Source organism: Mucilaginibacter angelicae (genome assembly GCF_042434235.1).
GTDB lineage: Bacteria > Bacteroidota > Bacteroidia > Sphingobacteriales > Sphingobacteriaceae > Mucilaginibacter > Mucilaginibacter angelicae.
The window spans coordinates 50378-74471 of sequence record NZ_JBHLTS010000071.1 but is presented as its reverse complement, the minus strand read 5'-3'; the positions used below and the strand labels follow the sequence as shown (position 1 = coordinate 74471).

Annotated in this window: 15 protein-coding genes; 11 read left to right on the top strand and 4 right to left on the bottom strand. The window is 43.4% G+C overall.

Annotated features, from left to right (window positions below):
* The first annotated feature begins 169 nt into the window (after window positions 1–169).
* From ACFFGT_RS23060 to ACFFGT_RS23015, 10 genes are all read left to right on the top strand, one after another.
* Entirely contained in the window at window positions 170–4360 is a 4191-nt protein-coding gene (locus ACFFGT_RS23060) for a hybrid sensor histidine kinase/response regulator (protein ID WP_377024876.1), read from the top strand.
* 32 nt (window positions 4361–4392) lie between these two features.
* Entirely contained in the window at window positions 4393–5175 is a 783-nt protein-coding gene (locus ACFFGT_RS23055; protein ID WP_377024875.1) for an NIPSNAP family protein, read from the top strand.
* Between the two features lie 117 nt (window positions 5176–5292).
* Window positions 5293–5658 carry a response regulator gene (locus tag ACFFGT_RS23050; RefSeq protein WP_377024874.1) on the top strand — a complete coding sequence of 122 codons (366 nt, stop codon included), beginning with the start codon at window positions 5293–5295 and terminating at the stop codon, window positions 5656–5658.
* Between the two features lie 611 nt (window positions 5659–6269).
* Entirely contained in the window at window positions 6270–7517 is a 1248-nt protein-coding gene (locus tag ACFFGT_RS23045) for an efflux RND transporter periplasmic adaptor subunit (RefSeq protein WP_377024873.1), read from the top strand.
* A gap of 116 nt (window positions 7518–7633) precedes the next feature.
* Window positions 7634–9091, top strand: coding sequence for a TolC family protein (locus tag ACFFGT_RS23040; protein WP_377024872.1), 1458 nt, complete (start codon window positions 7634–7636; stop codon window positions 9089–9091).
* A gap of 39 nt (window positions 9092–9130) precedes the next feature.
* Window positions 9131–9796, top strand: a complete 666-nt coding sequence (locus ACFFGT_RS23035; RefSeq protein ID WP_377024871.1) for an ABC transporter ATP-binding protein — start codon at window positions 9131–9133, stop codon at window positions 9794–9796.
* A gap of 24 nt (window positions 9797–9820) precedes the next feature.
* On the top strand, window positions 9821–11044 hold the full coding sequence (locus ACFFGT_RS23030; protein ID WP_377024870.1) for an ABC transporter permease: 1224 nt from the start codon (window positions 9821–9823) through the stop codon (window positions 11042–11044).
* Between the two features lie 27 nt (window positions 11045–11071).
* Complete coding sequence (locus ACFFGT_RS23025; protein WP_377024869.1) at window positions 11072–12256, top strand: ABC transporter permease; 1185 nt, start codon at window positions 11072–11074, stop codon at window positions 12254–12256.
* Between the two features lie 21 nt (window positions 12257–12277).
* Complete coding sequence (locus ACFFGT_RS23020; protein WP_377024868.1) at window positions 12278–13651, top strand: sigma-54-dependent transcriptional regulator; 1374 nt, start codon at window positions 12278–12280, stop codon at window positions 13649–13651.
* Complete coding sequence (locus ACFFGT_RS23015; protein ID WP_377024867.1) at window positions 13635–14936, top strand: sensor histidine kinase; 1302 nt, start codon at window positions 13635–13637, stop codon at window positions 14934–14936. Before ACFFGT_RS23020 ends, ACFFGT_RS23015 begins: the two co-directional genes overlap by 17 nt.
* Window positions 14937–15222: 286 nt before the next feature.
* Here the strand turns inward: ACFFGT_RS23015 and ACFFGT_RS23010 are convergent, their stop codons facing one another.
* From ACFFGT_RS23010 to ACFFGT_RS22995, 4 genes are all read right to left on the bottom strand, one after another.
* Complete coding sequence (locus ACFFGT_RS23010) at window positions 15223–16803, bottom strand: RagB/SusD family nutrient uptake outer membrane protein (protein WP_377024866.1); 1581 nt, start codon at window positions 16801–16803, stop codon at window positions 15223–15225.
* Window positions 16804–16827: 24 nt separating this feature from the next.
* Window positions 16828–20019, bottom strand: coding sequence for a TonB-dependent receptor (locus tag ACFFGT_RS23005; protein ID WP_377024865.1), 3192 nt, complete (start codon window positions 20017–20019; stop codon window positions 16828–16830).
* Between the two features lie 139 nt (window positions 20020–20158).
* A complete protein-coding gene (locus ACFFGT_RS23000) occupies window positions 20159–21193 on the bottom strand; it encodes a FecR family protein (protein ID WP_377024864.1) in 1035 nt (344 codons plus the stop codon).
* Window positions 21194–21260: 67 nt separating this feature from the next.
* Window positions 21261–21809, bottom strand: coding sequence for an RNA polymerase sigma factor (locus tag ACFFGT_RS22995; RefSeq protein ID WP_377024863.1), 549 nt, complete (start codon window positions 21807–21809; stop codon window positions 21261–21263).
* 396 nt (window positions 21810–22205) lie between these two features.
* On the opposite strand from ACFFGT_RS22995, the gene ACFFGT_RS22990 reads away from it, so the two are divergent.
* The gene (locus ACFFGT_RS22990; protein WP_377024862.1) at window positions 22206–23876 is read left to right on the top strand and encodes an alpha-amylase family protein; all 1671 of its coding nucleotides are present in this window, start codon (window positions 22206–22208) and stop codon (window positions 23874–23876) included.
* The last annotated feature ends 218 nt before the right edge of the window (window positions 23877–24094 follow it).

Genomic DNA, 24094 nt, shown 5'->3' with positions numbered 1-24094 from the left:
TTTGGGGCTTTTGCTATAGGATTTACTATTGCTTAATAGTATCTGTTTTATTATTTTTTTTATTTACATTAAACTTATAAATATAATGGCCGTATAAGCTAAGCTATAAGCCATTTTGTTTCTTGTTTGAAGAAATAGATTTTCATTAAATTTAATACAGCCCGTTACTGTGAATATTTATAAATATTTATTTATTGTAGTTGCCTTATTGGTTGCTAAAAACGGGTTTTCGCAGGATAGGAACCTTAAATTTGAGCATATTGGCACCCGCGAAGGCTTATCTCAAATTAATGTAAGCTCCGTAATTCAGGATAGCCGCGGTTTTATATGGATAGGTACCCGTGATGGCCTTAACCGCTATGACGGATACGGTTTTGTGATATATAAACACAGTATCCAGGATGATAATTCATTAAGTAGCAATCTGGTATCGGACATTGCAGAAGATAAAGATGGCAACATTTGGCTGGCTACACTTTTTGGCCTGAATAAACTTGATCGTAGAACGGGTAAGTTTGTACATTATTTTCATGACAGCGCCAACCCCAACAGCATCTCAAGTAATCTTGTAAACCGGCTGATATTTGATCATGAGGGTATTTTATGGGTAGCAAGTCAAAAAGGCGGACTTGACAGGTTTGATATTCCTAACAATAAGATCACCCATTATAAACACAGTGATACAAACTCGTCTTCGCTAAGCGACGATGACGTAACTGCACTTAAGGAAGATTCAAAACATCGTTTATGGGTTGGTACCTTAAGCGGTGGTCTTAACTTATTTGATAGAAAAACCGGAACTTTTACCCGCTATCAAAATCAGCATGGGGTAAATTCAAGCATTTCCGGAAGCTACGTAAGCTGCATTTATGAAGATAACTCCAATCGGTTGTGGGTTGGTACCGAGGATGGCGGTCTTAATTTATTTACTGCAGAAACGGGTACATTTAAGCATTATCTCCATAACGAAAAAGATGCTAATAGTATTTCGGGCAATACCATTTTGGCCTTAGGGATGGATTTGAACGGTAATTTGTGGATAGGCTCTGAAAATAATGGCGTTAATATCCTGAATATGGTTACCGGTAAAATAACAGCCTATAAGCATGATGATATTGATAGAGGCAGCATGAATGGCAATTCTATTTACAGTATTTGCAGGGACAGGATGGGCAACATGTGGCTTGGGGCCTTTAGCGGGGGCATTAACTTATATAAACGCAGTACCGAAAGCTTTTCGCATTTCAGGCATAACTCATCACCAAACAGCCTGGCCAATAACTTTGTACTTTGTTTGCATGAAGATGAGGCAGGCAATATTTGGGTAGGTACCGATGGTGGTGGGGTTAACGTGTTTAACAAGGATGGTACCGTTAAACACTACGTGAATGATCCGGCTAATGCCAACAGCCTGTGCGGAAATTATGTGTTGAAGATTACCCAGGATTTAAAAGGTAATTTCTGGATGGGGACGTGGGGAGATGGTTTGTGCCGTTTTGATCCTAAAACCGGGAGGTTTACTACCTTTAAGCATGATGCCGCAAAGCCTGGTAGTTTAAGTAATAATAATATCTATGCGCTTATCCAAACCCGTGATGACCGCACCTGGGCAGGTACTTATAATGGAGGGCTTGATTTATTTGATGAAAAGTCGGGCACATTTTCGGCGTTTCGGTATGATCCTAATGATCCCAAAAGCATCAGCAGTGACAGGGCTTATTCATTGCTCGAAGATCATAATGATAACCTTTGGGTGGGCACTTTTGACGCCGGGTTAAATTTGATGGACAGGAAAACCGGAACCTTCACCCGTTTTCAGCATGATGAAAAACATAACAGCATCAGCAATAACAGCATCCCCGATTTATTTGAGGATAGCAAAGGCCACATTTGGATCAGTACCCTTTCGGGGCTTAACCTTTTTAACCCGGTTACTAAACATTTTACAGTATTTACTACCAAAAATGGCTTGCCAAGTGATGTAATTTATGCAACACGCGAAGATAAGCTGGGTACTATATGGGTTAGCACCAACAATGGCTTATCCAACTATGATCCGGTTAAGCACACTTTTAAAAACTATACCATCGAAGATGGTCTGCAGGATGAAGAATTTAAATCACATTCGGCCCTGCAAACAAAAGAAGGCAGGATTTTTTTCGGAGGTATTAACGGCTTTAATTCATTTACTCCAGGGCAGATCTTAAAACCATCGGCCTTTATGCCCCTGGTGATCACCAATTTTCAATTGTTCAATAAAACGGTAAAAATTGCCCGCGACAAAGATGATCCATCTCCATTAAAACAGGATATAAGCGATACACGGTCGGTCAAATTATCGTACAGGCAATCGGTAATCACATTACAGTATGCAGCGCTTGATTATTCTTCATCTGATAAAAAGAACTACAGTTATATACTCGAAAATTTTGATACAGACTGGAATAACGTTGGTAGCAGAAATACTGCTTCATACACCAATTTGCCCCCGGGCGAATACACCTTTAAATTAAAATACCAGAATACGTCAGGGTTATGGTCGCCGGCTACAACGGGGTTGAAAATTACCATTGTGCCTCCGTTTTGGTTAACCTGGTGGTTTAAGTTAATTGCGGCAGTAACTATAGTTGCTTTATTATACTCCATTTTTAAATACCGGGTTAAATTTCTCAAAGCGCAGAAAACCGTACTGGAACGCCAGGTAAAGGAACGTACCGAGAGCCTGGTGAAAATGACAGCCAACGAGCGCCTGGCCCGTGAGGCATCAGAAAAAGCACGTGAAGAAGCCGAAAATGCCAATAAAGCCAAGAGTATTTTCCTGGCTACCATGAGCCACGAGATCCGTACACCGATGAACGGTGTTATAGGTATGGCAACATTACTGGCCAGTACCAAATTGACCAACGAACAGGAAGAGTATACCGAAACCATAAAAAATTGCGGCGATGCGTTGCTGACCGTTATTAATGACATCCTCGATTTTTCCAAAATTGAATCGGGCAATATGGAGCTTGATGAAGAAGATTTTGATCTGCGGGATTGCATAGAAAGTGTTTTGGATGTTTTTGCCGAAAAAGCCTCACGTCTAAATCTCGACCTGGTGTACCAGGTTGAACATAATGTGCCGGTTCAGATCATTTGCGATTCATTACGTCTTCGCCAGGTATTGATCAACCTGGTAGGTAATGCTGTGAAATTTACAACTCAGGGCGAAGTTTTTATAAGCGTAGGTGTAAAAGAGCAGAAGGGGGACGACCTTGATTTGATCTTTAAAATAAGGGACACAGGCATTGGTATTGCCGATGATAAAATGGAGCGCTTGTTTAAGCCATTTTCGCAGGTTGATTCAAGCACCACGCGTAAATACGGAGGTACAGGTTTGGGTTTGGCTATCAGCGAAAAGCTGGTTAAGCTAATGGGCGGCGAGATCAGTGTGCAAAGTGAAATGGGGCGGGGTACTACCTTTTCGTTTACCTTAAAATCAAAAGTGGGGCAAAACGTAAAACGAAATTACGTTCACCTTAACCTTGCCGAGCTTGAAAATAAACGGATCTTATTTGTTGATGATAATGCCACTAATCGCGATATTATTGATACACAGTTGAGACAGTGGAAATATGATCCTGTAGTTGTGGCATCAGCAACAGAAGCATTAAAGGTGCTTGACGACCAGGGCGAACATGTTGACCTTTTGATAACAGACATGAGCATGCCCGAAATGGACGGCCTGCAGCTGGCTAAAGAAGTAAAGCAGAAATTTCCTGAAATGCCCATTTTGCTGCTAAGCTCAATAGGCAGTGAACAAGCTAAGCGGGATGATAATGTGTTTAACGCGGTACTGACCAAACCTACCAAGCATAATCTTTTACATAAGCATATTGTTGAACAGCTAAAGGCTGGCAGTGGCATCAAAATCGAGTATCAGCCGGTGCAAACTGTTTTTTCAAAAGAGTTTGCTAAAAATTACCCCATGAGCATTCTTATAGCCGAGGATAATTTAATAAACCAAAAGCTTGCTATACACATGCTAAGTAAAATGGGCTATAGCGCCGATATTGCCGAAAATGGGCACGTGGCCTTAAATGCCATGGTGGCAAAACAATACAACCTGATTTTGATGGACGTACAAATGCCCGATATGGATGGTTTGGAAACAACCCGCTTTATCCGCAGCAATATGCAGGAGCAGCCGGTAATAATAGCCATGACAGCTAATGCTATGCCCGAAGACCGGCAGGCCTGTATGGATGCCGGAATGAATGATTACCTGAGCAAGCCCATGAAGCTTTCAGACCTGATGGAGATGCTGGAAAAATGGGGTAAATATATAAATGGGCTTAACACAACTTTGCTAAAATGAGGTTATATTTACCCCGAAAACCTTCGGCCGTTATGAACTCTTTTTTAAAATCTTCCATAGCTTTTTTAGCCTGCTTTTTTATTGTAGCTGCAGTATTTGGCATTGCGCCTGCGCGTAATTATTATCGGCTTAAAATATATCATTACAAAACCCAGGCCCAGGAAAGTACAATTGAAAAGTATTTGCAGCAGGCCTATATACCTGCGCTGCATAGGGCCGGTATTAAAAATGTTGGTGTGTTTAAACCTATAGCTCAACAGGATACGGCCAGGCTATTATATGTATTTACCCCGTTTCAGTCCTGGGATAAATTAATGGGAATTGACCAAAAGTTGCAAGCCGATGCCACATACCTTGCCGATGGAAAGGAATACATTGATGCTGCATATAATGAGCAGCCTTATACCCGTTTGGAAACAATTATATTGCAGGCCTTTCCGGGTATGCCTTCAACAGAAGTTCCAAACCTTACAGCTAACAAAGCCAACAGGGTTTACGAATTGCGCAGTTACGAAAGCCCTACCGAAAAATACAATGTAAACAAGGTAACCATGTTTAACACAGGCGATGAAATAGGTCTTTTTAAAAGGCTTGGTTTTAATGCTGTTTTTTATTCGGAGGTTATTGCAGGCAGCCACATGCCTAATTTAATGTACATGACCACTTTTAACAGTAAAGAAGACCGGGACAAGCATTGGGACACTTTTGGGAAAGATGCTTACTGGAAAACACTTTCGGCTAAAGCTGAATACCAGCATAACGTTTCTCATGCTGATATTATCTTTCTTCATCCGGCAGATTACTCTGATTTTTAAGTTAATAGATGTTTTGGGAATAAGCTTGGTCCACAGATAAGTTTCAGCAATAAATTTTATTCAAATAAAGTCCCCGGTATTGCTATATGGGCTTGATTTTTGTGGGTTAGGGGATAGGTGGAAAATACAAAAAAGATCATGATAGCGGACGATGATCCGGGGATTGTGGATGCGGTGGAGATCATACTTGATTTTGAGGGGTACCAGGTTTCGTCGACGGTAAATGGAGCGACCATTTTAGATATGAAAACTGAGTTCCCCGATCTTTTGTTGCTCGATATTTGGATGTCGGGTTTTGACGGGCGCGATATCTGCCGTAAACTAAAAAATGACGATACTACCAAAGGGATCCCGATCATCATGATCTCAGCAAGCCGCGATATCGAAAAATCAGCCTATGATGCCGGTGCCGATGATTTTTTAGCCAAACCTTTTGAGATAGATGACCTGTTAGGGAAGATCAGGAAGCATTTGGAAGTGTAAAATACCAGCAAAATCATTGCAGTTTTATCTGATAGTCAGTATTTACAGTTATGTCATTGCGAGTAACTATCAGGGGAACCTGAAAAAAATGAAATGACGTGTAAAATATATTTCAACGATGGTGCGCGGGGGGCGCGTTAGTGATAGTAGCGGATACCGGCCTTGTGGCTAATGCCTGTGCAGTATGAGCGGATAGCACGGGCCGCAGGCAACGCCCATATTCATAAATCGATCAAAAAAAACATACTTAATAATCAATAACTTACAGTCACGTCATTATAAGCGATAGCTCGGCAATCTCGTAGCTAATGCCTATCGAATATGCAAAGCGACTATGCATTTGCTACGAGATTGCCACGTCGCTCCAGGCGCTTTAGCCCATGCCGCTCCTCGCAATGACATGAGTTTAATGTTTGAATTGTTTAAACTCTCCGCATCACAAACCTGTATAGCTTTTTCAGGACGGGGCAAAAAAATCAGCGTCCACGGTCGATATAGAAAACTTTGTCCGATATCGATCACTTTTTGAAAATTGAAAATTCATAATTTATTGATTATTAGTATTTTAATATTGGTATAGCTCTTGCAAAACCTTATCCAAATTTATCACAATGGATAAGGAAATTACACTTGAAGTTACAACTGCCAAACGCAAAAAAACAGCGCTTGTCATCATTATCAGCATAGCTGTTTTGGTGTTTGCTGTGATGCTTTTGCGGGGATATATTAAATCAACCATCACCCAATCTGAAATAACTACCGCCAAAGTTGAAATTGGCAATATCGAAAACACCGTAAATGCTACGGGCGAAGTCTTGCCGGAGTTTGAAGAGATCATCACCAGTCCGATAAATGCTTCTATCAAAAGTGCGCTGATGGACGCGGGTAACAAGATCAAAGCAGGTCAATCAATATTAACACTGGATAAATCGGCTACCCAAACCGATTTTGAAAAACAAAAGTTTCAGCTCGAAACCAAACGCACCGAGATCAGCAAACTCAAGCTTGATCTGAACAAAAGCTTTTACGATATCCAATCAAACAATGACATTAAACAGCTGCGGATCAGTAACCTTGCCGATGCCGTTGAAAATGCCAAGCGCCTGTATAAAGCCGGCGGCGGTACCCGCGAAGGCATTGAACAGGCCGAACTGAACCTTAAAGTTGCCCAGCTCGAAAAAAAGCAATTGGAGAACGAGATCAAAAGCAAACAGCAAACTATGCAGTTGGAAATCAGGGAGGCAGAAATCGCGGCTGATATCCAGCAAAACGACCTTAAAGAACTACAACGCAAGCTTGATTTGGCAAATGTGGTGGCAACACGCACCGGGGTAATTACTTATGTAAATAAAAATATTGGCGCCAACATTCACGAAGGTGAAACGCTGGCCCGCATTGCCGATCTGGGCAGCTTCAGGATCCAGGGCAGTGTTTCAGATAACGTAGCTGATCAGGTACATAGCGGTTTGCCGGTGATTGTGCGGATCAATGATGCACAGCTACGTGGGCATGTGAGCAATGTATCCCCATCGGTACAAAACAGCATCATTTCTTTTGATGTGCTGCTGGATGACAGGGCGAGTAAACTGCTCAGGCCTAATATGAAGGTCGATGTTTTTTTGGTGACGGCTGCACACAGCAAGATCATGCGTGTGGCTAATGGCCCGGCATTTAAAGGCCCATCTGTTCAGGACATTTTTGTGCTGAACAACGGTAAGGCCGAACGCCGCACGGTACATATCGGCCTCACCAATTTTGATTACGTGGAGATCCGGGATGGTGTAAAGCCCGGCGATGAGGTCATTACATCGGATATGAGCGAATACAAAAACTCGAAGGAAGTAACGGTGAAGAATTAGAAATAAAAAATGTCATTGCGAGGAACGAAGCAATCGCGAATTGTACAGAGCGGATTTGCTAATCTGGGATTGCTTCGTTCCTCGCAATGACGGTTCAAAAAAACGACTTGAGCACAATGAAATATTTATACATCATATTATTATTAATCATAGCCAAAGGAGCATTAGCCCATACTGGCGGCGACACCCTGCGGCTAACCCTGCAGCAGGTGGTTGAGCTGGCCAAGGCCAACTCCATTGCCTCAAAGCAGGCCGCTACCGTGCGCGAAACCAAATATTGGGAATACCGCACCTACAAATCAAACTATCAGCCACAGCTGGCTTTAAGCGGTATTTTACCGGGATATACCAAAACATTTTCGCAGGTGCAGCAGCCCGATGGTACCATACTTTTCCAGCCGATCCATAACGACAATTCGTCGTTACAGCTTAACTTTAGCCAGAGCATTACTGCTACCGGCGGTACTATTTACGGTACTACGCAATTGCAGCGCTTTGATGATTTTGACAGGCATAATGTGTTGTATAACGGCATTCCTTACGGTATCAATTACGCGCAGCCACTGTTTCAGTTCAATAGCCTGAAATGGGATAAAAAAATTGAGCCTTTGAAGTTTAATGAAAGCAAGCAGGCTTACATTGAAGCACAGGAAAAAATAGCAGTTGACGTAGAAGGCTATTTTTTCGATCTGCTGCTGGCCCAGGTAAACCTCAAGATTGCCGAAACCAATTTTACCAATACACAGGGGATTTTAAAGGTGGCCAACCTGAAGTATGAGTTAGGAAAAGTATCAAAAAATGAGATCCTGCAGTTGCAGCTGGAAAAGATCAACGCGCAAAAAGCCGTAGGTACGGCCAGGCGCGATATGGAGATTGCCACGCTTAACCTGCGCAGTTTTACCGGCCAGGAGGGGGATGATAAGATCGTACTGGTTGTTCCGCAAAATATCAGCAATATGATCGTTTCGTCAGATAAAGTGCTGGCCGAGGCTTATGCTAACCGCTCGGATGCTATCGCTTTTTCGCGCCGTATTGCAGAAGCTAAGCGCGATGTGGCTAAAGCCAAAGGACAAAATGGGTTGACCGCCACCCTTACCGCCAGCTTAGGCTTTTCAAATACGGCTACCAATATCCCGGATGTGTACAAGAACCCGCAAAACCAGCAGCTGCTGCAGGTGCAGCTTTCAATACCGATACTGGATTGGGGCAGATCTAAATCGAGGGCTAAAACGGCTTTGGCCAATCAGCAGTTTACAGAATATGCTGTTGAGCAGGATAAACAAACTTTTAAACAACAGATAGTAACCCAGGTATCGCTTTTTAATGTAATGAAGGAACAACTGGTTTATACCGCTCAAGCTGACAGCATAGCTGCCGAAAAATACCAGATAGCCCGCGAGCGCTATGTTTTGGGCGATCTGAGCATTACCGATCTCGGCATAGCCTTCCGAGAAAACGACCAGGCCCAGCGCGATTATGTGGCTGCCCTTCGCGATTTTTGGGGAGCTTACTACCAGTTGCGTTATCTTTCGCTTTACGACTTTGAAACAAACAAAAAAATAACCTATAACTAAATCAATAATTCATTAACTCAATAATTCAAACTTAAATCCATGATACGTTTACAAAACATTGAAAAGGTGTACCGCACCGATACCATCGAAACCCTGGCCCTGAACAGCGTAACCCTTGATATTGCCAAAGGCGAATTTTTATCAATCATGGGCCCTTCGGGCTGTGGTAAAAGTACCCTGCTTAACATTATGGGCCTGCTTGATGCGCCTTCAAAAGGGGAGATCAGGATTGATGATCAAAAAACAGAAGGTATGAATGATAAGCAGCTGGCGCAGTTCAGAAATAAAAAGCTTGGCTTTATTTTCCAGAGCTATCACCTCATTAATGACCTGCAGGTACTTGATAACGTGGAGCTGCCTTTACTTTACCGCGATACCACCGCTAAGCAACGCCGGGAACTGGCCACCGAGGCATTAGAGAAAGTTGGCCTGGCCAATCGTTTAAAGCATTTCCCTACTCAACTGTCCGGCGGGCAGCGGCAGCGCGTGGCTATTGCGAGAGCTATAGTGGGCAGACCTGAGATTATTTTGGCAGATGAGCCTACCGGTAACCTTGACAGCGCTATGGGTAACGAGATCATGGAGATCCTCCTTAACCTTAACCGTAACGATGGCACCACTATAATAATGGTAACGCACGATGAAAACATGGCCCACAAAACCCACCGTTTGGTGCGCCTGTTTGATGGCGCACAGGTTCAATAATTAACCGGTTTTAAAATTGAATTTATGCTTAAAAATTATTTTAAAATAGCCATAGCAGTACTTAAACGCCGCAAGTTTTTCACGTTCATCAGCTTGTTCGGGATCAGTTTTACCTTAACCATATTGATGGTATTAACTGCTTTTATTAATAAGGTAATTGGCGATAACTACCCTGATAAAAAGCGGGACAGGTCATTGTACATTACCCGGATCCAGGAAAGCGGCGATAACAATATGATGTCGAGTACATTGTCGTACTACTTTTTGAGCCATTATACCGGCATGATGAAAACCCCTGTTAAGGTTGCTATATCATCAATGTTTAAGGGTACAAATACCTATGTTAACAACAAAAAGATAGCAGTTAATTTTAAATACACCAATGCTGAGTATTGGGATGTGCTCGACTATGATTTTACCGAAGGGAAACCATTTAATAAACAGCAGGTAAGCAATGCAGATCGCGTTGCGATAATATCCGAAGATATGAAACGGGACTACTTTGGCGATGTTACACCGGTAGTTGGTAAATACATCGAAGCAGATAATGTGAGTTACCGCGTAATTGGCGTGGTAAAAAACGTACCGGTAACAAATTATATGCTTTACAGCGATATTTATTTGCCATACACCGTATCAAAAGAAGATTATAAAAGCAAAGGCTATTTAGGTGGCTATATGGGGATCTTGCTTGGTAATTCGGCAAGCGATGTACCTAAAATGCAGGCCGAATATGAAAGCATCATAAAACGCGTGCCTGTTGAGCGGAAAGAATTTAAACACCTTTACAGCCACGCCAATACCTTTTTCAGAAGCTATGTTGATACCGGGAATGAAAAACAATCCGGCGTATTCATCGTAGTTACCGCCATCAGCATTTTTGTATTCATTTTTACCTTGCTGCCAACCCTTAACCTGGTCAACATCAATATTACCCGTATCATGGAGCGATCGTCAGAAATTGGCGTACGAAAAGCTTTTGGGGCATCATCAAAAACATTGGTTTACCAGTTTATTGTTGAAAACCTGATCCTTACTTTATTGGGTGGTTTAATCGGTACAATTTTGTCGGTAATAGCGCTTTATGCTATTAATAATGCTAACCTGATAGACAACCTCGAGCTTAGCATCAATTTTACAGTGTTGTTTATCGGCTTGCTGGTTTGCCTCGTTTTTGGTTTACTGTCGGGTGTTTATCCTGCGTGGCGCATGTCAAAATTGAATGTAGTCACAGCGCTCAAAGCTTAATTTCATTTATCCTTAAATCAAAATATTATGTTTAAGCATTTATTTAAACTCATCTGGAATAAAAAAAAGCAGAATTTCCTGCTTATTACCGAGATGCTGGCATCCTTCCTGGTACTGTTTGCGGTATTTACACTCCTGATGTTTTACTACAACAATTATAAAAAACCAATGGGATTTGATTACCAGGATGTATGGGTGATCAACTATAATAATTCATACCAAACAAAAAATGTCGACTCGCTTGACCTTTATTATGAAACGCTTCGCAAAACAATAAAATCATTGCCTCATATAAAAGAGATCACTTTTGTGAGCGGTAATATCCCGTTTTCATCGCGAACGAACCAAGGCGGATTAACATTTAAAGGAAAACACGTCGACCATCTGAATAATTTTACGGTTGAAGATCATTACGAAAAAGTAATGAATGTTACCTTATTAGAAGGGCGCTGGTTTAATAAGGAAGATGTGGTTAGTAAAAACCAGCACATTATCATTGATGCCGACTTAAAGGAGGCAACTTTTGGCAATGAAACGGCCGTTGGTAAGCTTTTAGGTAATGATGATGATAAAAATAAGTTTAAGGTAGTTGGGGTAATACAAACCATAAAAAGGAACGGCGATTATTTAAAAGCTGGCCCGGGTATGTATTTCAGAACAGATACAGGTTCATTCCGCTGGCTCGATAAAATACTGGTAAAAGTCGATCCCGGTGCCGATGCAGCCTTTGAAGGGAAACTTTACAAAACGATGGCCAATTACATGAAAAACGCCAATGTTGAAATTGAACACCTTGCCAATAAACGAACAGATGCAAATTATTTTGCAATAGTACCCATGATTATATTAGCTATTGTAAGTACATTTTTAGTGATCAATGTTGCTCTTGGTTTGTTTGGTGTGTTGTGGTATAATATCAATATGCGCAGGGGCGAGATTGGTTTACGCCGGGCAATTGGTGCTACAGGCAGATCGGTGTCGGCTCAGTTAGTATCCGAATCCATGATCCTGGCAACGCTGGCGCTCATAATCGGGACTTTTTTTGCCGTCCAATTCCCGCTGTTGAATGTATTTGATTTGCCGGCTATCGTTTATATCGAAGGCATATTATTGTCTGTTTTATTTGTTTACTTATTGGTGCTCATTTGCTCATTGTACCCCGGCAAACAGGCTGCGGCCATTTACCCGGCTGTTGCTTTACACGAAGAATAATTACGATATTGACCGCATATTATGATATTGGTTATTGATGATGATATTGCCGTACGTACCTCACTGATCCTGCTTTTAAAAAGTGAGGGATATGATGCCGTAAGTACCGATGAACCTGCCGAAGCCTTGAAGATCATCAAGAAAAAAGCGCCAGAGCTCATTATTCTTGATCTTAATTTTTCGATAGATACATCGGGGCAGGAGGGAATGGATCTGCTTGTAAAAATCAAGGCCATCAATAGCGCCATTCCTGTTATCCTCATCACCGGATGGGGGAGTATCGAGCTGGCAGTTAAAGGCATGAAGCTGGGTGCAAATGATTTCATCAACAAACCCTGGGTTAATGAACACCTTATCCAGTCGGTAAAAACCCTGCTCGATCTGCAGGATAAAAAGACCGAACACCGGACCCGTAAGCAGCTTGATAAAACCTATAATTTTGAAAACATTGTAGGTGAAGATGCCCGGATGCTCGATATTTTGGAAACCATAGGCCGTGTTGCGTCAACTGATGCTTCGGTATTGATTATGGGCGAAAGCGGCACGGGTAAGGAGTTGATCGCCGAAGCTATCCACCAGAATAGCATCCGCCGTAATAAGCCCTTCATTAAAGTTAATCTGGGCGGTATTTCTACCTCGCTGTTTGAGAGTGAAATGTTCGGTCACATTCGCGGGGCGTTTACCGATGCCCGGTTTGACAGGATAGGCCGTTTTGAAATGGCCAACAAAGGCACCATTTTTTTAGATGAAATAGGCGATCTGGATGCCAGCAGCCAGGTAAAATTGCTCCGTGTATTGCAGGACCGCACTTATGAAGTATTGGGCAGCAGTCGCACCAAAACGGTTGATACCCGCGTGGTGTGCGCTACCAATAAAAACCTGAATGAAATGGTAAACCGTGGTACTTTTCGTGAAGATTTGTTATACCGTATTAACCTGATCACGGTTTACCTGCCCGCCCTGCGCGAGCGGCCCAAGGATATTCCTTTGCTGGTTGATTTTTTTATTAATAACTTAAAGCAGATCTATAACAGGCCAAATTTGTCGGTAGCACCATCGGCCATGAAGTGGCTGCAGCAGCTACCTTTGCCGGGTAATATCAGGCAGCTGAAAAACCTGGTGGAGCGCTCCATTTTGGTAAGCCGGAGGGATGAACTGAGTGTTGATGATTTTAGGTCGCAGTTGGAAATGTCGCCAATAAAAAAGGGCAATATCCAGTTGCCGGGTGTTGGGACTTTAACTTTAGAAGAGGTAGAAGTGGAGATGATAAAACGGGCTTTAGATCATCATAAAAACAAAATAAGCAAAGCCGCGGCGGCGCTGGGCCTCACGCGCAGTGCCCTGTACCGGCGACTCGAAAAATACCAGATCCCGTACGATGAAGCTGAGGACTAAATACATTTTATTTGTGGTGATCCTGCACCTGCTTACCCTGGTGCTTGCATGGTTTATTTTCATCGACAATAAGATCTATTTTATCATAGCAGAAGCATTTGTTCTTATTTCGGCAGTTGTGGCAATACAGCTTTACCGCCAGCTTGTATTGCCTTTAAAAATGTTGCTACAAGGTATAGAAGCCATAAAAGACAAAGATTTTAATGTGAAATTTCTTTCAACCGGCAAACAGGAAGTTGATGCGCTGATTGATGTTTATAACCAGATGATGGACGAGTTAAGAACCGAACGGACACGACAGGAGCAACAGCATTTCTTTTTAGAAAAACTGATCCATACCTCGCCAACAGGTATCATTATTCTTGATTTTGATGACCGCGTACAGCAAGCAAACCCGAAAGCACTGCAGGCCCTCGGCATGGATGAAAAAGCCCTGGTTGGTGAATTAATAAGCGACTTGGATCATCCGCTTTTTGCGCAGATAAAAGTCCTTAAATCGGGCGAAACCATGGTTGTTAAGCTGGATGGGATCAACTCGTTTAAGCTGCAAAAATCTCATTTTATCGACCGCGGATTTTCGCGCCACTTTATCATGTTAGAAGATCTGACTGCCGAGATCCTTGCCGCCGAAAAGAAGGTTTACGGAAAAGTGATCAGGATGATGGCGCATGAGGTTAACAATACCATCGGCCCGGTTAATTCCATTATGCAATCGGCCATGAAAACCGACCAGCTTTGGCATGGCCATGATTTCGATCCGATAAAGGACGCCCTGCAGGTAGCTATGGACAGGAACCAGAACCTCAACTTATTTATGCGCAACTTTGCCGATTTGGTTAAGCTGCCACCTGCCAACAAGCAGCCTGTTATATTGCAAAAGCTTATTGGTTCGGTAGCCAAACTAATGAGCATCCGCGCTGAGGAAAAAGGTGTGTCGCTTAATGTTAATTTACCGGAAGAGCCGATTAAGATCATGGCCGATGAACAGCAACTGGAGCAGGCATTCATCAACATAGTGAAAAACGCCATAGAGGCTATTGATGATAAAGGGTCGGTAACATTTACCATCAACCCTAAAGAAAAAAAGCTGGTGATCACCGATACAGGCAATGGCATTAGCGCAGAGCAGCAGGCTAACCTGTTCTCTCCATTCTTCAGCACCAAAAAAGATGGGCAAGGTATAGGCTTAACCCTGGTACGAGAGATCATGCTGAACCATGGTTTTGAGTTTTCATTGAAGACTGTTGGTGAACGGCAAACAGAGTTTGTGGTTTATTGGGGGTAGGGTTAAGGATTTTAAGATGTATTTATTCTTCAATAAGCCCAATTGTCATTTCGACGAACCGGTTGGGGAACGAGCGTTAGCGTTAGGAGAAATCTTGTACGCCATGCACAATTGCTTTACAGGGCGTACAAGATTTCTCTTTCGCCCCGGCGCTCACAGCCGCCCCATGCTCTATCGAAATGACATTTTTTTTATAAGTAGGCACTCCTCCTCCAAAAAACAAAAAAGCTGCCCCGAAAACACTCGGGACAGCTGGGTTTTAAATAAAACAGGGGTATAAAGGATATTAATAACCGGTATTTTGCTTAAGCTTTGAGTTTAAGATAAGCTCGGCAGATGGGATTGGGAAAAGGCGTTTGTTAACGTCTTTATCAGTTTTGTAACCCCATGACTCTTCATATTTACCAAAACGGATCAGGTCGTTTCTTCTCCAGGTTTCCCAGTTTAGCTCACGTGCGCGTTCCTGTAACAGGTTAGGCAGATCGACAGTAGTCCAGGTTGCTGCTTTACGCTTAGCCCTTAACTGGTTAACCAGCGATAATGCGGTTTCGCCATTGGTTGCAGTAGCGCCTCTCAAAATAGCTTCGGCTTTCATCAGCAGTACATCGGCATAACGGAAAACCGGTACGTCGTTACTTTGGTTACGGTCGGTAGCGGTAACATCCGGATAGTATTTATTATTACGGATACCTTTTGCTTTACCCAGTTCATCGCCGCCAACCTCAAAGGTGGGTACATCAACCAGGGTAAGATCCGGTGTAAAAGTTAATTGAAAATCAACCGGGGCGGTAGGGTCGGGGCCGCTATATGAAGCATCCAGGCCTTTTTTGGTGGTTTTAATGATGATAGGATTGCCCGCGAAATCATACTGTTTACCAATAAGCCAAAGACTGGTACGGATATCGTTAGGATCATTAAACTGTGCGTAGTACGATGGGATGGTACTGCATGGGTTACTTAAGCGGTACAACAAACCATATTTAGCCTGTAAGGCCGGGTGCAGTGAATACCAGCTAAACTGTTCGCCCTGTGCTAATGCATGGTCATAAGGGATAGCGAAAATGAATTCTTTGACTTTAGGGCCGTTATCCGGGTAAAACATTTTAAGGTAATCATCCTCCAAACTGTATTTTCCTGATTGGATGATGTTATCGCACATTTTAACGGCATCATTATAACGGCCGGCGCCAGTGTAAACTTCGGCATTAAGGTACATTTTGGCCAGTATGGCAAAGGCGGTAAACTGTGTTGGCCTGCCGTAGGTGGTTTGGTCAACTACAGTGCTCAAATTAGGGATCACCTCGTTCAGCTCTTTTTCAATAAAGTTAAAAACATCTTTACGGGCCATGGTAGCCGGTTTATCAGCCGAACCGAATGTGGTTACTACCGGTATATTACCGTACAGGTCCATCATAAAGAAAAGCACCATGGCACGGGTAGCCCTCAGTTCGGCAATGGTGGTAGCTTTGGCCGCGTTATCGGGTGATGTGGCAAAAGTAGCAATGATACGGTTACAGGTACTTATGGTACCAAAACCCCATGTCCAGGCATCTTGTACTTGCGGCAGGTCGGCGTTCCAGCTGTGATAATGCAGCTGCTGATAGCGGCCGCCATCGCGCCAGCCACCGGCCCTTGCAGGCATGATAGCCTCATCGGTACTCAGGGTTTGCATTTGCCAGTATGACTGTGCAAACGATCCCCTGAGCTGCGCGTAGGCAGCACCCGAAGCCAGGATAAACTGCTGCGGTGTTGTAGGGAAGTTGGAAGGGGTTAATTCGGTTTCAACAGGCACATCAACTTTGGTGCATGATGATATAGTGATGGCCGCAAAAAGCAGGGCGCAATATTTATGAATGGAAGTTTTCATGTTGATCTTTTAATGGTGGATGATTTAAAATGATGCACTTAAACCGAACAGGAAAGCCCTGGTGCGCGGGTAATAATTTTTGTTATCGATACCCGGTGTAAGTCCGCCTGATGAAATCTCCGGATCGATACCCTTGTAGCCGGTTATAACGGCCAGGTTGTTGCCCGATACATACACACGCAGGTTGCGGATGCCCGGAGTAAATTTCGGGAAGGTATAACCAAGGGTAGCGTTATCCAAACGTAAATACGAGCCGCTTTCAATGTAACGGTCAGAGTATAGATAAGCGTTCACATCCTTTGGCGATTCATTGGCCGATGATGCAGGCAGGTTATAGCTCCTTACATCGCTTGTACGGTTCAGATCGGCCAGGGTAGCGTTCAGGATCTTGCCCCCAAGTGAGCCGCGTACAAAAACGTTCAGATCAAAATTGCCATAAGTAAAGCTGTTGTTAAACCCGAATACCAATTTAGGCTGCGCGTTACCGGCATAAAAATAATCTTTGGATGTTGGCGTGGTAGTAACGCCGCCGCTGTGGCTGTAAAACTGCGATACGCCGTTTGCATCTTTACCTGCATATTTGTATAACAGGAACTGGCCAACCGGGTAACCTGTTTTCAGGATCTGTACCTTATAACCCGTTTCGCCCTGGCCGCCAGGCTCTGCCTGCGGAATAGAATCAAGTTTAAAGCTGCTGTTTGACAGCGATACCAGCTTGTTTTTGTTGTGCGCTATGTTGATCGAAGTATTCCACCTGAAACTGCTTGATGCTACAGGTGTAGCATTAATGGTAACCTCATATCCCTTGTTGGAGATTGAACCTACATTGGCGGTTAAGGTACCCACAAAATACTGGGTGGTTGATACCGGGTAAAAGTAGATCAGATCGTTGGTTTTTTTATCATAAGCCTCGATAGTACCGCTCAGCCTGCCATTAAACATTGAAAAATCCAAGCCTAAGTTATACATAGTGGTTTTTTCCCATTTAAGATCGGGGTTGGCATTTTGTGATGGGCCGATTGAGTTGGTGAACACGCCGTTATAATAAAAAGCACCAGCCGAGCCGTATTTGATCTGTGAGATCAGCGGATCAAAACCCAGCGAGTTACCGGTAATACCATAACTTGCCCTCAATTTCAATTCATTAAACAAATGCTGATTGCGCATAAATGATTCTTCGGTGATCCTCCATCCTAATGATGCCGAAGGGAAGGTACCCCACTTGTTGTTGGCCCCAAAAGCCGATGAACCATCACGCCTTAATGATAACTGCACCAGGTATTTGTTATCATAGCTGTATTTAGCCCTGCTGTAGTACGATATTAAACGCAGTTTTTGATACGGGGTTGTTCCCCAGTCGGTCCTGAAATCGCCGGCAGGCGAGCCAAGGCCGATGTTCAGGTAACCGATATCATCAGTAGGGAAATTACGGTTATTGGCCTGGAAACCGTCGCCATTCACATCCTGCTGCAAACTGTAACCCGCCAATACGTTGATGTCATGCTTACCCGCGGTTTTAGCATAGGTCAAAAACGTTTCGCCTACTTTACGGGTGTTTTCAAATGATGAGCGGTAAGCTTCACCATGCACTCCTTGGTCAAGCGTATACTGGCTATTGTAGTAAGATCCGCCGTTAACCTGCTCGTTTTGGGTTGACAGGCTGATGTTGTAAGTAAACCCCAAAGGAAGCTTCAGCTCGGCAGTGGCATTTATTAAACTCAGTTTGCTTTTGGTTTTTTGATACGCATCGGCCAGTAAAGCTGCAGGGTTATAGTATTGTATCCGCTGCAGGTTTTCTGTATAAGCGCCGTTTTGCATTACCGGTACTGTTGGCAGGTAGCGCAGCATATTATACAACACGATGTTTTGATTGGGGATAATATCTGAATTGCTGGTGGCATTGTTTACAGATAAACCCAGTTTTAAACGATCATTAAAAGCCTTTTGCTCTACCGCCATTTTGGTGGTGAAGCGGTTGAGTGCGCTGCCTTTCAAAATACCTTTATCATCAAAATAATTAACCGAGGCACTGTAGGTAGTTTGATTAAAGCCACCGGTAAGGGCAACGTTGTGATTTTGTGAGTAAGCTGTGCGGCTTACCTCTTTCTGCCAGTCGGTATTAGCGCCTTTTTGATCGGATGGGTCAAGGGCCAGCCCGTTTTTGCTCAGGTAATCGCTCAACTGCGCGGCATTCATCATTTTAATGCTGTTGGCAATTTTTTCAACGCCTGCATAGGCATTGTATGCAACAGCAGTTTGACCGCTTTTACCTTTTTTAGTGGTGATGATGATTACACCATTGGCCGCACGGGTACCATATATCGCAGTTGCAGAAGCATCTTTTAATATATCGATAGTTTCAATATCATCGGGGGCTACAAGTCTTACATCGGCGCCGGCTATACCGTCAATTACATAAAAAGGCTCCTGTGCCTGGCCGGTACGCAGGGTTGAAGGGCCGCGTAAGCTGATAGAGGGGCTTTCATTCGGATCGCCGGAGCGGGTGATATTTAATCCGGCAACTTTACCCTGCAGCAGCTGCGCCGGGTTACTTAATGCCCCCCGGTTAAAATCTTTATTTTGAACGGTTACGATAGAGCTGGTAAGCAGCTTACGCGATTGTTTGCCGTAACCAACAACAACAACTTCCTTTAAAGCAGCCTGATCGGCCTTTAATGAAATATTAAGGGTACTGCCTGAAACGGCTGCCTCTTGTGATTGATAACCTATAAAGGAAAACACTAAAATGCTGTTCTCGTCTGCTTCGATATGATAGTTACCAGTAACATCGGTAACTGTTCCGTCGGCGCTTTCTTTTATCCTTACCGAAACACCGGGCAGGGCTTCGCCTGTTTGTGAGTCGGTTACTTTGCCGGTAACACGCAGTACTCTCGACGAGGTTTGAACGTATATGGTTTGATCGGCCCTTTTAAACGACAGACCCGATTGTTTGGCTATTTTTTTTAATACTTCGTCAATAGGCTGATTGTTTTCAGAAAGGCTTATCTTTTTGCTCAGCTGTGCTTCTGTAGCATTGTGTATAAAATGTAACCCGGTTTGTTTTTCAATTAAGGAAAACACTTCTTTGATTGATTTTCCTGAAACCTGGATGGTGCATACCGGGTCGGAAGTACGGTTTTGGTTTGCTGCGCCGGCCTGCATAACCGCGCACGTCAAATAAATCGCACTAAAAAGCGAGAATATATATTTTTTCATATTTTTGAGATTGCTAATACTAAATTGAATTGAGTCCTTTGGCGAGGACCTGATTACGGAGCAGGTGGTGTGATCTGATCATACTGCCTGTTTTTGTTTTATGCTTTCTTTATTTCATTAAGTTTTACCTTTCTTGTGTTTAGTTACATTTACCGGATATGATCATAGTATTGCCCTGCATTTTCCATGATATATCCGAAACCATTTTGATTTGCTCCATCACTTTTGTAAGCGGGATATTATCAAAAGTGCCTTTCAGCTTGCAGCGCAGCAAGGTGCTGTCTTCCAGTTGTACCGGTATACCGTACCACCTGCTCAGTTTTTTAGCGGCATCAGTCCAGCTGTCATAGTTAAATACCAGTTTATTTGCCTTCCAGCCGGTAATATCTTCGGTTATAAAATCGGTAACATGGGCCTGTCCATCAGTTTTTGAATAGGTCATCTGCTTGCCGGGATCGAGGATAATGCGTTTGGACAGGTCGTCATTCATATCTACCTGAACCTTACCCTGTACAAGGGATACCACGATATTACTATCATTAGCATAGGCCGATACATTGAAATGTGTGCCTAATACCTGGGTGGCAACCTTACCGGTATGCACAATGAATGGCTTTTGGGGATTTCGTTTTACATCAAAAAACGCTTCGCCATCTAAATAAACCTCACGCTTTTCATCGCCAAAATTGCCGGCAACGCGCAGGCTGCTTGACGCGTTAAGGGTAACAACGGTACCATCCGGGAGATTGATCTTCTTCTTTTGGCCGGGTGCAGTACGATTTTCGATGAGGGCTAATGCATTGGCAGGTTTATTATTGATCAGGGTGTTATAAAACCAAAATGCACAAGCTAATAGTAGTACAGAGGCCGCTACGGCAAGCAATGGCCTGAACTTTAAAATGAGAGTATTGATACGCTGGGCCACAGGTTCATTTGGCAGGGCATCCAGTTGATCTATTTTTTTATTGAGGCGGTTCAGGGCATCATGAGCCTTAATGCTGTTATTGGGAACAGCTTTCCTGGCCGACCAGATCTCGGCTATATCTTCAAACGCGTCAGAAAATTCCTTATCAGTTTGAACTTTTTGCAGTAAGTATTGAGTTTCCTCTTCGGATATTTTTCCCTCCAGGTAGCCTATGATCAATAGGTAATGATGTTCATCCATGTATGCCATTTTGAAGTAAGTATTCAAAAGGGCACAATCAGATTACATGATTTTACGATTTAATGTAATGTTAACATTATGACTGATTATTTAACAAAAGCAGGCGCTTCCGGCAATAATTGATGGCCCGGTAAATATGGGTTTTTACCGTATTGGGCGAGATGTTTAAAATTTCGGCAATTTCGTGGTATTCAAGCTGGTGCTGCCAGTTCATTAAAAAAATAAGCTTGCCCTGCTCGGGCAGTTCATCTATAAAACGTTCAATAATGAGGCGGCGTTCTTTTCTGAACAGGATCTCATCAGGGCGGAGGTGATCACTGATCGGTTTATCTGATGCGAACTCTTCGGGCAGAAGTTCCATTTTTTGGTTTTTACCTTTCAAAGTGTAAACCCTGTTTTTTACCGCACCGTACAGGTATGATTTTAGGGAGGTATGGATCTGCAGCCGTTCTCTTCTTACCCATAGGTCTAAAAAAACATCAGCGATAATGTCTTCTCCGTCATTGCTGTCTACACCTAAAAACCTGCAGAAATCTGACAATAACGGATAGTATTTTAAAAATAAGGAATTAAATGCTTCCCTGTCATCCGTTTTAACCTGCGACAGTAATTCTATATCCTCCATTATCATTTTGTCAATGCAGCAATTATATAACTAAGCTGTTACAATGCCTGGCTTTGTAGATTAAGTTATTGTTAAACTTTGGATGGAGGGAGACGGGCCCTTTGGTATGGCGTACAATTTACTCACCCGGTCTACGCTTCGCTGGACCACCCTCTCTCCGGCAAGCCGCAAAGAAGGTTAGAAAAGGACTTGAGAAAAATAAAACACCAAAAATCCCCTCTTTACGCGCAGCGTAGAGAGGGGTGACAAGCGCAGCGATGTCGGGGTGAGTAAACAGGTTAGCATTTTTTTTATAAATTAATAAGATCGTATTAGTTTTTGCTTAATCCTTTTAGTAATGTTGTAAACCAATTTAAATGTTACTTTAACAGATAAGCATACTGCAATTACATTACCATGCAAAGACGGCATTTTATAAAACTTTCTGCAACTACATCTGCTGCCATGCTTTTCAGCAGGCTTACTTATTCGGCTTCAAACGGGGCTGCTATGATGAATGCTCCCGATGAGGTTTGGGCGCAATCCGGTACTGATTGGGTTAAACTTAAGCCATCAAATGGATTACATTATGCTTATAAGGAGATTCATGTAAGCTTAAAAACCAATGGTAACGCGCTTGGCGTTTATGCATCATCGCCAAAGCAGGAACTCAATGCGGTGCGTTTAAAGTGGAAGCATAATACCCCGGCATCTGCTAAATTTTTAGGCGATCATTGGGAGCGCTCTTACGGCGACCTGCAATGGAAAACCGTAGCTGCGGGCATTAAAAATCCATGGTATGTAATTGTACATGATGATAAGCAAACGGCTTGTTTCGGCGTAAAAACAGGTACTAACAGTATTTGCTGGTGGGGTGTTAATGCTGATAGTATCGAACTTATTTTAGATACAACTTCGGGCGGGGTAGGTGTATTGCTGGGCGACAGGCAACTGCATGCTGCCGATGTCATCACCGCTAATGCTAAAACCGGGGAAGATACTTTTGCCGCAACCCATCGCTTTTGTAAAATGATGTGCGAAAAGCCGCGCATCCCAAAACGACCGGTTTATGGCATTAACGATTGGTATTTTGCCTATGGCAACAACTCGGCCGAACTGATTAAAAAAACTACCGCCATGATGGCCGAACTGGTTACCAATCATAGCAATAAGCCATTTTCGGTGATTGATGCGGGTTGGGCAACCTATTCGCCTTTGCTGCCGGGTGATGGCGGCTGGAACGATGATTTTTCAAAGCCAAACGATAAGTTTAAGGATATGCATGCCCTTGGCGATGAGATCAAAAAAATGGGTATGCGTCCCGGTTTGTGGATGCGCCCGCTTTGTGCAAGGCATGATGAAAAAGCGAGCCTGTTAGCGCCGAAAATCCCCGGCAGGGACAATCCTAAAAACCCGACACTCGATCCAACTATCCCCGAAAATATAGCCCGCATCAAACATAACTTTGATGCATACAAGCAATGGGGCTATGAAATGGTAAAGCACGATTTTACGACTTATGATATTGCCGGTCGCTGGGGCTTTGATATGAAGGATAGTTTTACTTCACCAGGCTGGCACTTCAGCGACAGGACAAAAACCAATGCCGAGATCATCCTTAACCTGTACCGCGCTATCCGCGAGGCCGCAGGTGAAAATATTTATGTGATTGGCTGTAATACCATGAGCCACCTATCGGCAGGAGTGTTTGAGCTTTGCCGTATTGGTGATGATACCAGCGGCCATGAATGGGCACGCACCCGCAAAATGGGTGTTAATACGCTTGCCTTCCGCCTTCCGCAGCACAATGCTTTTTATGCGGTTGATGGAGATTGCGTAGGCCTGACCACAGATATTGAATGGAAAAGAAACAAGCAATGGCTGCAATTACTGGCCGAAAGCGGTGCCCCGCTGTTTATTTCAGGCCAGCCCGAGGCCATGGGCGAGGAGCAAAAGAAAGCTGTAAAAACAGCATTTGCACAGGCCGCTAAAGTACAACCCCTTGGTCAGCCATTGGATTGGATGGAAACCATGCTGCCGGCCAAATGGAAACTGAACGGCAGGGTGGTGGATTTTGATTGGAGTTAGTATAGTAAAGTATATGAAGAGAACGTCATTGCGAGGTACGAAGCAATCCCCAAGAGGCAGAGCGGCTATGCAAATCCCTCTGTACAGTTTGGGATTGCTTCGTACCTCGCAATGACGCCGCTTTTTATATCTACCGGGTTGAAGGCAACCCCAATACCTTTATAATCGTAACTAACAATAAAGCCGGTAATAAACCTGGCTTTATTGTTAATATTCCC

What these genes read in the sequence shown, in the direction of transcription:
- ACFFGT_RS23055 (WP_377024875.1), top strand. Translation starts at nt 4,393, where the DNA reads ATGAACTCTTTTTTAAAATCTTCCATAGCTTTTTTAGCCTGCTTTTTT.
- ACFFGT_RS23045 (WP_377024873.1), top strand. Translation starts at nt 6,270, where the DNA reads ATGGATAAGGAAATTACACTTGAAGTTACAACTGCCAAACGCAAAAAA.
- ACFFGT_RS23040 (WP_377024872.1), top strand. Translation starts at nt 7,634, where the DNA reads ATGAAATATTTATACATCATATTATTATTAATCATAGCCAAAGGAGCA.
- ACFFGT_RS23035 (WP_377024871.1), top strand. Translation starts at nt 9,131, where the DNA reads ATGATACGTTTACAAAACATTGAAAAGGTGTACCGCACCGATACCATC.
- ACFFGT_RS23030 (WP_377024870.1), top strand. Translation starts at nt 9,821, where the DNA reads ATGCTTAAAAATTATTTTAAAATAGCCATAGCAGTACTTAAACGCCGC.
- ACFFGT_RS23025 (WP_377024869.1), top strand. Translation starts at nt 11,072, where the DNA reads ATGTTTAAGCATTTATTTAAACTCATCTGGAATAAAAAAAAGCAGAAT.
- ACFFGT_RS23020 (WP_377024868.1), top strand. Translation starts at nt 12,278, where the DNA reads ATGATATTGGTTATTGATGATGATATTGCCGTACGTACCTCACTGATC.
- ACFFGT_RS23015 (WP_377024867.1), top strand. Translation starts at nt 13,635, where the DNA reads ATGAAGCTGAGGACTAAATACATTTTATTTGTGGTGATCCTGCACCTG.
- ACFFGT_RS23010 (WP_377024866.1), bottom strand. Translation starts at nt 16,803, where the DNA reads ATGAAAACTTCCATTCATAAATATTGCGCCCTGCTTTTTGCGGCCATC.
- ACFFGT_RS23005 (WP_377024865.1), bottom strand. Translation starts at nt 20,019, where the DNA reads ATGAAAAAATATATATTCTCGCTTTTTAGTGCGATTTATTTGACGTGC.
- ACFFGT_RS23000 (WP_377024864.1), bottom strand. Translation starts at nt 21,193, where the DNA reads ATGGCATACATGGATGAACATCATTACCTATTGATCATAGGCTACCTG.
- ACFFGT_RS22995 (WP_377024863.1), bottom strand. Translation starts at nt 21,809, where the DNA reads ATGGAGGATATAGAATTACTGTCGCAGGTTAAAACGGATGACAGGGAA.
- ACFFGT_RS22990 (WP_377024862.1), top strand. Translation starts at nt 22,206, where the DNA reads ATGCAAAGACGGCATTTTATAAAACTTTCTGCAACTACATCTGCTGCC.